This window comes from Stenotrophomonas sp. 3diitr2024, from assembly GCF_042136455.1.
GTDB lineage: Bacteria > Pseudomonadota > Gammaproteobacteria > Xanthomonadales > Xanthomonadaceae > Stenotrophomonas > Stenotrophomonas sepilia.
Map to the genome: position 1 here is coordinate 1 of NZ_JBHHMJ010000362.1, position 4113 is coordinate 4113.

Sequence of the window (4113 nt, forward strand, 5' to 3'; positions counted from 1 at the left end):
CGCGCGGCCGGTCCCTTCAGGTGGCCGGCCGCGGCGGATGGATCAGAAGCGGTAATCGAAGCCCAGCGTGAAGTAGCGGCCGCGCAGGTCGTACTGGCTGAAGTCGTATGGCGCGCGGATGCCCGGGAACGAGGCGTCGTACGGCGGCGTCTTGTCGGCCAGGTTCTGCACCTTGGCATACAGCGTCAGCTTGTCGATGCCGGTATAGGCCAGGTACAGGTCGTACTGGCTGTAGCTGCCGACGCGCTGCTGCACGGCCTTGGCGGCGGTGCTGGCTTCCTGGCGGTAGCTGCTGGTGTAGTACCAGGTCACGGCTGCGTTGAAATCTCCGTACTTCCAGTCCAGCGTGGTGGTGGCCTTGTCCTTGGGCAGGGTCGCGCCCAGGTTGCTGCCGGCGTAGTCGACCAGCGGGCCACCGACCACGGTCGGGCGACGGTAGTCGCGCACGTGGGTGTAAGCCGAGGACACGGTGAAGTCACCCAGCACCGCAGTCGGGATGCGCTGGCGCAGTTCGACGTCGATGCCCGAGGTCCTCAGCTCGCTCAGGTTCTGGTAGCGGTTGTAGACCGCCTGCAGCTTGCCGCGCTCATCGCGCTGCACCGCGCCAGCCACGTTGTCGTTGACCAGGGTCTGGGTGTTGTTGGTGCCGACCAGGTTGTCCAGCTGGATGCGGTAGTAGTCCACGCTCAGGTTGGTGTTGGCCCACGGCGACAGCACCACACCGAAGTTCACGCTCCTGGTGCGCTCGGGCTTCAGTTCGTTGTTGCCGACGGTGAAGAAGGTCGGGTTCTGCCGCGAACCCGGCACGTCCGGATCACGCGGATCGACCACGCTGCCATAGGCGATGCTGGTGCTGTTGGAGTTTTCCGACAGCGACGGTGCACGGAAGCCCTTCGAGGCTGAGGCACGCACCAGCAGGAAATCCAGCGGCTGCCAGCGCAGGCCGATCTTCGGCGAGAACGCATCGCCGAAATCATCATAGTGATCGGCACGCGCGGCGGCGGACAGTTCCAGGGTCGAGGCCAGCGGCACGTTCACTTCGGCGTAGGCGGCACTGACCTGGCGCTGGCCGTGCACTTCGGCAATGGCCGGGCGCACCTGCAGGCCGGCATCGATCTGCCACGGGTTGTTGGAATCGAGCTTCTCGCGGCGCCACTCGGCACCGGCGGCGAACCCGATCTCGCCGGCCCAGGTGTGGCCCAGACTGCCGGAGATCTTCGCGTCGACGCCCTGCAGCTTGGACTCGGCCGGACGCAGCGTGGCGATGTTGATCGAATCACGCACCGACTGCGGCGTGGCTGCCGGGTCAAGCAGGTTGTAGCTGCCCGTGGACAGTGCGTTGGCCAGCGCCCAGCGGTTGGCGAAGCCGCCGGACACGCTCTCGCGCTCGCTGCTGCGTGCGCCGAATGCGGCCACTTCCCAGTCCCAGTTCGCAGTGGTGCCACGCAGGCCGAACACGCCGCGATAGGCGGTGGAACGGTTGGTCTTGATGGTGCCGCCGAGGTCGAAGAAGGTGTACTCGATCGGGATCGCACGCCCGTACGGGTTGTACGGATTGCTGGCCGGCAGCAGCGACGACACCGGCTCGGCCAGGCCGCTGTCCGCGTTCAGTGCGAAGCGGCCGCTCTCCAGGGTGAAGAAGGGGCTGCTGCCAAACCAGGCAGCGCTCTTGATCTGGCTGTACAGCACTTCGCCGAAGGCTTCGACATTGTCGTTCAAGCGGAAGGTGCCGTTGGCATAGGCCTGGTAACGCTTGGTCGAAGGGATCAGCGTGGTGAACGGTGCCTGGTTGAAGCCGCAGGTATCATCGGACAGGCCATCGATCGGCGCGCTGGCAACGCGGGTGGTGCCGGCCGGGCAGTTGCCGTTGGCATCGAGCATCGGCACCGACACGCCGTTGACCAGGTAGCGTGCGCCCTTGGCCGACCAGCCGTTCCAGCGGCCACCGGGCTTGTCGGTGTAGATGCCACTGCGGGTCAGGTTGCGCTCGTCCTGGTCCAGGCGCTCGCGGTTGTAACCCTGCAGGCTGAAGAGGATGTTGTAGCCATCGGTGTCCAGATCACCGAGGCCGCCGACGAACTTCAGGTTCTGCTCGTGCAGGCCGCCCTGGTCGGCACCGCCGAAGCTGCCGCCGATCTCGGCGCCTTCGAAGTTCTGCCGGGTGATGATGTTGACCACGCCGGCCACGGCGTCGGAGCCGTACACCGCCGAGGCGCCGTCCTTGAGCACTTCGATGCGCTCGACTGCGACCAGCGGCAGCGCGTTGAGATCAACGAACGTATCGGACAGGCCGCCGGCCGGGAAGCCGTAGTTGGCCAGACGGCGGCCGTTGAGCAGCACCAGCGTGTTCTTCTGCGACAGGCCGCGCAGGCCGATGCCGGCCGAGCCGGAGGCCCAGCCGTTGTTGGTGGTTTCGTTGGCGGCGTTGCCGGTGTTGGCCGAGATCGAACGCAGCACGTCGGCCACAGTGGCCTTGCCGGTCTGTTCCAGCTGCTGGCGACCGATCACCTGCACCGGGTTGGAGGCCTCGGTATCGGTGCGCTTGATGTTGGAACCGGTGACACGCACGGCGGCGAGGGTATTGGCGTCACCAACGGCGTCGGCGGAGGTTTCGGCGGCGGCGGACAAAGGCGCGGCCAGAGCGACGGCCAGGGCCGCCACGAGCAGGGTGTGCTTGGGCATGACGATGTGGGGGAGGTGGTAAGGACGACGAAGTTCCGCAGTAGTCCATGCCTGGCCGGCGCCCGGCCAATAACATCTCTTCATACGGATATAAGAGAAACTATCATCTCTTCATCCGGATGGAAAGAGTCACTTCACGAAAGCCCGGCGTCCGCTCAGGCTGCCGGGCCGCCTGCGGCGTACAATTGCGCCATGGAAATCTTCAAAGTCTTCATGCTCGAGGCGGCGCACCGCCTTCCCAACGTGCCGCCGGGGCACAAGTGCGCGCGCCTGCACGGCCACTCGTTCCGGGTGGAACTGAAGGTCGAGGGCGAGCCCGGCGCGCAGACTGGCTGGATCATGGACTTCGGCGACGTGAAGGCGGCTTTCCAGCCGATCTATGACCGCCTGGACCATCACTACCTCAACGACATCCCCGGCCTGGAGAACCCGACCAGCGAGAATCTGGCGGTGTGGATCTGGAACGAACTCAAGCCCAGCCTGCCGGCGCTGAGCGAGATCACCGTGCACGAAACCTGCACCTCCGGCTGCCGCTACCGCGGTCCGACGGCTTGATCAACCCATTGATCTGAAAGGTGTTTCAAAGGCGCCCTGGGCGCCTTTGTTATTTTTGTTGCATTGCCACATCAAGAGCGTATGCTGCACTGCATCAAGCCACTCCCTGATGCCCCATGGCCGCCGCCTTCAGCGATCGCTTCAGTGATGCCACCCGCCAGCTCGCCGCCGCAGCCACGCGTGCGAACCGGCTGGCGTTGGAGAACGCGGAGAGCATGTTCGGCGTGCAGTTGACGGTGATGGAGCGCAACCTGACCGCGACCGGCGGCTGGCTGGGTGAACTGGCCCGCAGCGACGACACGGCCGGGATGCTCAACAAGGGTGCACAGCTGTGGCAGGACAACCTGCAGCGGCTGGGCCAGGCCCAGCAGGATGTGGTCGGTCTCGGCCTGCAGGCCAGCAAGGCGTGGTCCGAACTGGTGCAGGGCTGCAACGAATCAATGGCGGACGCGAACAACCACTGACGCGACGCAACGCTCATTGCATGGGTCCCTCCCCCCATGCAATCCGGACCCGGCAGATCCCTCCCTCTGCCGGGTCTTTTTTTGCCTGGTGTTCGGATTCCGAAGTGCGTCTTCGTCCGATGTCTCTGCGAGCTGAGGGGCCCCGCCGGGACAGGCAGGGGCCTGGGCAAATGTCCCCCGGCGCCGGCCGTTGGCCGTCACCTCCTCCTTTACTTTGCCCAGACCCCTGCCCGCCCCGACGAGGCTCGGCGTGCGGTGGGTAGAGCGCAGTGCTCGCGGCAACCTTTCAATGACGCGCCGACGAACTCCGAACGCAGGGCGGAGGCCCTTGCGTACGAAGTAAAGGGGGAGGTGACGGCCAACGGCCGGCGCCGGAGGACATTCGTACGCAAGGGCCTCCGCCCTGCGCCCC

At 65.8% G+C, this 4113-nt stretch carries 3 protein-coding genes; 2 read left to right on the top strand and 1 reads right to left on the bottom strand.

Annotated elements, in window-relative coordinates:
• Nucleotides 1–42: 42 nt before the first annotated feature.
• On the bottom strand, nt 43–2682 hold the full coding sequence (locus ABGA94_RS09175) for a TonB-dependent receptor (protein ID WP_375367082.1): 2640 nt from the start codon (nt 2680–2682) through the stop codon (nt 43–45).
• A gap of 192 nt (nt 2683–2874) precedes the next feature.
• Between ABGA94_RS09175 and queD the strand changes: the two genes are divergently transcribed.
• Nucleotides 2875–3237, top strand: coding sequence for a 6-carboxytetrahydropterin synthase QueD (gene queD, locus ABGA94_RS09180; RefSeq protein ID WP_005407953.1), 363 nt, complete (start codon nt 2875–2877; stop codon nt 3235–3237).
• 116 nt (nt 3238–3353) lie between these two features.
• On the top strand, nt 3354–3701 hold the full coding sequence (locus tag ABGA94_RS09185; protein WP_375367084.1) for a phasin family protein: 348 nt from the start codon (nt 3354–3356) through the stop codon (nt 3699–3701).
• Nucleotides 3702–4113: the final 412 nt, after the last annotated feature.

What these genes read in the sequence shown, in the direction of transcription:
- ABGA94_RS09175 (WP_375367082.1), bottom strand. Translation starts at nt 2,682, where the DNA reads ATGCCCAAGCACACCCTGCTCGTGGCGGCCCTGGCCGTCGCTCTGGCC.
- ABGA94_RS09185 (WP_375367084.1), top strand. Translation starts at nt 3,354, where the DNA reads ATGGCCGCCGCCTTCAGCGATCGCTTCAGTGATGCCACCCGCCAGCTC.
- queD (WP_005407953.1), top strand. Translation starts at nt 2,875, where the DNA reads ATGGAAATCTTCAAAGTCTTCATGCTCGAGGCGGCGCACCGCCTTCCC.